Source organism: Streptomyces sp. bgisy027 (assembly GCF_057710365.1).
On sequence record NZ_JBYIVZ010000047.1, the window covers coordinates 71,191 to 77,328 of the forward strand.

At 67.7% G+C, this 6,138-nt stretch carries 4 protein-coding genes; 2 read left to right on the forward strand and 2 right to left on the reverse strand.

Translation table 11 applies throughout. The features are described from left to right. Window positions 1-29: 29 nt before the first annotated feature. Window positions 30-1,631: an extracellular solute-binding protein gene (locus AC3ETA_RS36435; protein ID WP_432197168.1), complete on the reverse strand. Its 1,602-nt coding sequence runs from the start codon at window positions 1,629-1,631 to the stop codon at window positions 30-32. Window positions 1,632-1,649: 18 nt separating this feature from the next. Beyond that, window positions 1,650-2,666, reverse strand: coding sequence for an NAD(P)-dependent alcohol dehydrogenase (locus tag AC3ETA_RS36440; RefSeq protein WP_432197173.1), 1,017 nt, complete (start codon window positions 2,664-2,666; stop codon window positions 1,650-1,652). Between the two features lie 192 nt (window positions 2,667-2,858). On the opposite strand from AC3ETA_RS36440, the gene AC3ETA_RS36445 reads away from it, so the two are divergent. Beyond that, window positions 2,859-4,643, forward strand: coding sequence for a sigma-54-dependent Fis family transcriptional regulator (locus tag AC3ETA_RS36445; RefSeq protein WP_432197169.1), 1,785 nt, complete (start codon window positions 2,859-2,861; stop codon window positions 4,641-4,643). Between the two features lie 1,088 nt (window positions 4,644-5,731). Then, window positions 5,732-6,138 (forward strand): MerR family transcriptional regulator (locus AC3ETA_RS36450; protein ID WP_432197170.1); only part of this gene is annotated, 407 nt, incomplete at its 3' end.

The following is a 6,138-nucleotide window of genomic DNA, read 5'->3' on the forward strand; positions in this document are numbered from 1 at the left end:
CCGGCCATCCGGGGTGCCCTGCGTTCGGATCAGGACTCGTCCTCGAGCGCGACCACGTTGCGATAGGCGCTACGGACCTTGTCCTTGCCGATCTGGTCGGTGATCTTGGCCCATTCCGCGGCCACGCCGTCCAGCGCGCGCTGCGGGGAATCCTGGCCCGCCAGCGCCGCCGCGACTCCGTTGGCCAGCGCGGACATGTACTGGTTGACGCCGGGGACACGCAGGTCGAAGACCCGGTTGGGGTTCTCCTCCATGCCGGAGAGCGTGTCCACGTACGCCTTGGCGACGTCCTTGTCCCAGCCCTGCTTCTCCCAGAACTCGGGGGCGAAGTGGGAGATGCGGTAGGGGTTGACGCCGAAACGTCCGATGGTCAGGTCGAGAGCGGTGTTGGCCTCGTTGCTGAAGAAGCACAGGTAGTCGAAGGCCATCTCCTGGTGGCTGGAGGCCTTGGCCACCGCGGAGGTCCATCCCCAGGTGAAGTAGGCCGCCTGGTTCGCCTTCTTGTCCCACGACTTCGTGGTGCGGTTGTAGACCTCGGTGGAGCCCGGCAGCGGCGCCGCCTGAACCGTGTTGCGGATTTTGCTGTCCGGCTGCTGGGCTTGGATGAAGGCGTCGTCCCAGGAGTAGGACATCAGGGTCTGGCCGCCTCCGAAGGAGAAGATCTCGTCTCCCAGGCCGAAGTTGGCGCCGCCGGGTGCCCAGGTGGACTTGGCCTTGACCATGTCCTGCAGGGCGCGGACGAAGCCGGGTGTGTTGATGAGCGGCTTCATGGTCTTTTCGTCGAAGAAGACACCGCCCTTGACGTCCGGGTTCTTCACGTAGGGCGCCGCCCGGCTGATGAACGCGGAGAACGTCAGGTCATCGCGCTTGGTGACCTCGGCGCTGCCGTAGTTCTTCTTGCCGTCGCCGTCGAAGTCCTTGCCGCTGAAAGCCTCGGCTATGTCCTGGTATTCGGTCCATGTGGTGGGGACCTTCAGGTCCTTGCCCGTCGCCCCCTTGTACTGTGCCTGCCACTTGGGGTCCTTCAGCACATCGGCGCGGATCTTGAGGTAGTGCCGGTCGCCGTCCACCGGGTACTGCATGACCTTGCCGTCCCAGGTCGCCACGTCCATGTAGGCCGCGGTGACGTCCTGCATGCCGGTGGTGTTGAGGTACTTCTCCGGCACCGGTGCCAGGTACGGGGCCATGTCGCCGATCCACAGGGACGGGTAGAACATGACGTCGTACGCCGGCTGGCCCGCCTGGAGGGGCGTGAGGATCTTCTGGTGCAGCTCGCCGAAGGGGACGTTGACCACCTCGACCTTCCCCCCGGTGATCTCCTCGAACTGCTTGGCATGCAGTTGCGTCGGCTCACCGATGACCGGGACGGCATGGCTGATGATCTTCAGCGTCTGCCCCGAGTAGTCCTTGCGGCTGATCGACTCGTAGCTGCAGGAGCCGGGGACGTCCTTGACCTTCGTCGCCGGGTAGTTCTTGCCGTACTTCTGGTAGCTGATGTCCGAGCCGGGCTTGAAGAGCGCGCTCTTCTCCTTGGGCCTTTGCTGTGCTTCGTTCTGGGCGGTGCACGCGGTGGTGGTCAGGGCCGCTGCGGCCGCTACGGCGACCAGGCCCTTGTACGGTCTGCTGCGCATGGGGCTTCTCCTGCGGTGTCAGGGGATCAAGATCGCTCGGCCGCGGACGGCGCCGGCGTGCAGGTCGTCAAGGGCCTGCCGGAAGGAGGCGAGGGGGTAGCGCTGGGTGTGGAGGGTGACCTTGCCGCCGGCCGCCAGGACCATCAGCTCGGACAGGTCGTTGTAGGACCCCACGAGATTGCCGATGAAGTTGATCTCCGTGGAGATGACGTCGATCGTCGGCACGTGGAGGTGGCCGCCGTAGCCGATGACGTAGTAGTTGCCGTTGCGGCGCAGGCAGGCCACGCCCGTCTCGACGGCGCCGCCCTCACCGACGAAGTCCAGAACGGCCTCCGCCCCGTGCCCCGCCGTGAGGTCCCGTACGCGGTCGGCCTCGCTGCCGTCCGCGAGGAGCGTGTGGTCGGCGCCGAGTTCCTTGGCCAGCGCGAGAGCCTCGGGGCTGCGGTCGATGACGATCATCTCGACCGGCGACAGGGCTCGCAGCACCTGGATGCCGATGTGCCCGAGGCCGCCGGCGCCGATGACGACGGTCTTGTCACCGGGCCACAGTGCCCGGGCAGCCTTGGCGGCAGCGTGGTAAGCGGTGAGCCCGGCGTCGGCCAGGGCCGCCACAGAGGCCGGCTCCAAAGTCGGGGCGAGAGGCACGACCGAGCGGGCGCTGGTCCTGAGGTACTCGGCGTAGCCGCCTTCGGCGTCGATGCCGGGGAAGGCCGAGTTCATGCAGTGCACGTCGTACCCGGCCCGGCAGGCGCGGCACAGTCCGCAGGTCACCAGCGGGTGCACGATGACCGGGTCGCCCACGTCGACGTTGGTGACGGCCTCCCCGACCTCCGCGACCCAGCCGGCGTTCTCGTGACCGATCGTGTACGGAAGGGCGACCCCGCTCTTCTCCTTCCACTGTCCTTCGAGGATGTGTAGATCGGTCCGGCAGACCCCGGCGCCTCCGATCTTCACGATCACATCCAGCGGACCGGTGATCCGGGGATCCGGCACGTCCACGAGCACGGGCGGCTTGTCGTATTCGATGACCTGCACGGCTTTCAAGGCGGCTCCCTGCGAGTCGGCGTTTTGGGGGGTGCGCCGATTACACAGGCCGTCGTTCGCCGGTCGATGTCTCAGAATCCGTCCGCGAATGTCTCAATGTGATACACGCCGTAGGCGCGATGCCGCCGGGCTGCTCCAATCACTGCACCGAGGAATGTGACGCGCGCCGTACGGGAGAGTTAAATGCCCCGACACCAACCCGGGAACTCACTGAAAGCAGCCAGAGAGCTCTACCTGGAGGCCACCAACGACCCGAGCGCCCGGCCACTGGTGGTCGCCTCGTGGCAACGCTCGATCGAGTACAAGGTGAAGTCCGGCAGCCTGGACGCTCCCTACCTGGACAACCCCAATCTGGACAGCCCGCTGGCCAGGGCGGCGCTGCCCATCCTGGACAGACTGCACGAGCAGCTCGCCGACGACCCGGTCTCCACGATCATCACAGACCGCAACGGCGTAGTGCTGTCGCGGAAGGTGTCCCACGAGGGTCTGACGACGCACCTCAACCGCGTGCGTCTGGCCCCGGGCCACGTCTTCGCCGAGCGCTACGTCGGCACGAACGGCATCGGGACCGCACTGGCCAGCGGCCGCCCGGTGGTCATCGCCGGAAGGCAGCACTACGTCGAAGAGCTGCGGGAGTTCCACTGCGCGGCGGTGCCGATCCTGCATCCCACCCGGAGCACCTTGCTGGGAGCGTTCAACCTCACCACCATCCGTCAGGGCTCCGACGGCATGCTGATGGCCTTCGCCCGCTCGGTCGCGGCCCAGATCGAGGCCGAGATCGCGGCGATCACCTCGCGGCGCGAACGCGCGCTCTTCCACGACTACATGGAGGCGTGCTCCTCGGCGCGCCCGGGACCCGTGCTGGCACTCAACCGTGATGTCGTGATGATGAACGAGCAGCTCAGCGCCGCCGTGACCGGGCCCGATCAGTACGCGCTGCTCGACCACGCCCGTGAGATCGCCGAACACCCCCGGCTGGAGGGGACCCGCAGCATCGCCCTGCCCTCGGGACGGGTCGCCGAACTCAGGGTCAGTCGCTGCCGGCGCGAGGACAGCGACGCGGGTGCCGTCTTCAGGGTCCGGCTGATCGGACGGGCCCAACCCACACCCGCAGTTTCCGCGCCGCCAGCCCGCTCCAGCCTGGGACTGGTGGGCTCGTCCCCGCCCTGGCTGCGCGCGGTCGCCGACAGCGAAACGGCGTTCGTCGCCGGGACATGGCTGCATCTCACGGGCGAGGCCGGCGTCGGCAAGAGGACACTGGTCGAAGCCCTGCACCGGGTCCATGGCACCGGACGTCGGCTGGAGGTGCGCGAAGCGCCGCCCTCGGATGCACCCGCCGTCATCGAGCGCTGGCTCCACGACATCGGTGAGCTGCTCGGTGTGCCGTCCAACGTTCTCCTGCTGAGTGATGTGCACCTGCTGGGCGACGAACTGCGGCAGCGGTTGACGAATGTGCTGGCGCGGAGGGACGGCAGCGCGACCGCGCAGCTGGTCATGACCAGTCAGCCGTCGATGGTCAGCACCGACGACGAGCTCGACCGGATCTGCCGCACCTCGGGAGAGGTGCCGGCGCTGCGCCATCGCTACGGGGACACCGAACACCTGGCACGGTTCTTCCTGCGCAAGTACCGGCCGAGCGGAGACAGCAGGTTCTCCACGCATGCGCTGACCATGCTGCAGCGCTGCCCCTGGCCCGAGAACGTCCGGCAACTGGAGTCGGTGATCCGGGGGCTGGCACGGCGGGCCTCGGGCTCGGTGATCAACGCCGAGGACCTGCCGCCGGAGTGCCGGGTGTCGTCGAACAAGGTCCTGACCACCATCGAGGCGCTGGAACGCGACGCCATTCTGCGCGGGTTGATGGACCGCAACTCCAATGTCCAGCGGACCGCGCAGGATCTCGGGATCTCCCGCGCCACCATGTACCGCAAGATGCGCCGCTACGGGATCGTCCCGTCCAGCCTGACGTGACCGGCCGTTCCCGCACGCGTGCCGCGGGGTGCGGCGCCCGGTCCTGTGGCGGCGATGAGGGGTGGATTCGCCGTGGGACTGTGCGGCTGGGCTCATGCGGTGAAGAACAAGCGTCACGTCCTGCTCAGCGGGCAGGCGATGAAGCGGTCCATCCGCACGGGCGAGGGCATCGAACAGGTCTGCGCGGCTTCTGGCTTCTGTCGGTTGCCGTCGCGGTCACCACCGGGCCGGCCTACATCTCCATGGGCGATCTTGTAGCAACGGGAGTGCTGAGGGCCGTCGGCGGTCGCGGGCGGGGGCGGCTCATCGCGGCTGCTGGTCTCTGACGAGTACAGTGGGCAGCGATGTCCCGAGGATGAGGTCACGCGGTAGCGCCAGTTCGAAAGCGCTGCTCCAGCACGGCGAGAGAGGCACGGTGCGCCGTGTCCCTTCTCCTCTCCTCCGGGATTCCGGCCGCGATAGGCCAGTGCGGATGAGGTCGGCGCCGGGGCCGGTGATCTCGTGCGACCAGGTGTGTATGTACATGTCGAAGCCGCACACATACTGGTCGTCGTGGAAGTAGGCGAATGAGGGTGGCGGACTTTCGGGGTCTGCTGCTCGTAGTCGCGCTCGAAGGCGTGAACTCCGTCCCGGGATGTCCCGTCGTGGTACGCGGGCCCGAGCACGGACGGCCAGTGCCCGTAGGCCACCGCGAAGCCCAGGCCGGCGTGGTCGCCGGAGCGGACGGCGATGCTGTCGGTGTTGGCGCGCCCGGCGAGTTGTTCGCCGGTCAGGCCCCGGGCCAACTTGAGCTTGTTCCGCTTTGGCGGACACCATCGGTGTGGTGGTCAGGCTGCGAGTGCGGTCTCGTATTCGGCGGGACTGCGGTAGCCGAGGCTGGTGTGAAGCCGGTGCAAGTTGTACCAGCCCTCGATGAAACCGAATGCTCGATGGATCTCTCCACCCGTTCCGGGCCTGTCCTGGGACGGGACACCGATGGCGAGGGACTGCCCGGCAGCCCGTCAGGGTCCGGGTGGTGGGTAGTTGCACATGCCGTAGCGGCATGTGGTGTTGTCGAGGGCACCACAGCACGAAGGGCCCTGTCTGCGATGTACCCCTCCGCCACGCCACCCCGCGAGGTCAAGATCGGCGATGCCGCCGCCTTCGCCGGAACCACCCCTCGCGCCATTCCTCACTACCACCAGATCGGTCTGTTGCCGGAGCCCGAGCGAGGCGGAGACGGACGTCGCCGCTACGGCTACGACGACATGATCCGCCTGCTGTGGATCCGCAAGATGTCCGAGGTCGGCATCAGCCTGGACGACATGCGAGCCGCCATCGACGAAGCCCGGGACGTTGAGGACGTCCTGGGGCTGCTGGAGGAAACCCTGGCCGCTCAGGAGGCCGACATCAAGCGTCAGCGCGCGGCAGTCCAGCGCCTGCGGAGCGGGGCAGGGAAGGCCGGTTCGCCGCCAGGGCGGACCGGCGTCCATCATCGACCGGCCGACACTCGCTG